We start from the raw sequence: 586 nt of genomic DNA on the forward strand, positions 1-586 counted from the left end.
TTCGTACGCCATCGCGCCGCGAGCGAAGACGAGGATCCCACGGAGACCCCGGACGTCATCGAGTACATGACGATGTGGATCGGCGTGATCTACGCCATCGTCCTGGGCCTGGCCATCGCGGGAGTCTGGGAGGCGCGCGGCGCNNNTCCGCGACCGGATCCGGGACGATGTCAACGCCTACGTCGGACACGTCGTCACCACCGAGTGGAAGGCAATGGTTGACCAGGGCAAGGTCACCGAGCGCGGTGACGAGCTGCTGCGGCGCATCCGCGTGGACCTCACCGACTACGAGCCGCGCGACGACTTCGAGGCGCAGGCCTACCAACCGCTCATCGACCAGATCAGCGCCGCCGACCAGGCGCGCAACGCCCGCGCGGACTCGACCGAGCCGACCATGCCGGGCGTGGTGTGGTTCGGCCTGATCACCGGGGCCGTGATCACCATCGGGATGATCCTCGCCCTGCAGATCCGGCGCACCCCCCGGGAACTGATCCTCGCCGTGCTGTTCTCCGCGCTGATCGCCTTCATGCTCTTCCTCATCTGGGACTTCGACGCGCCCTACAGCCGGGGCCTCGCGGCGACGGCG

1 pseudogene is annotated in these 586 nt (G+C 68.3%); it reads left to right on the top strand.

The features are described 5' to 3' along the window. Positions 1-586 (top strand): annotated as a pseudogene (locus CCN42_RS40490) (bestrophin-like domain); the annotation flags it as partial.

The sequence above is a fragment of the Streptomyces glaucescens genome, from assembly GCF_002154375.1.
Taxonomy (GTDB): domain Bacteria; phylum Actinomycetota; class Actinomycetes; order Streptomycetales; family Streptomycetaceae; genus Streptomyces; species Streptomyces glaucescens.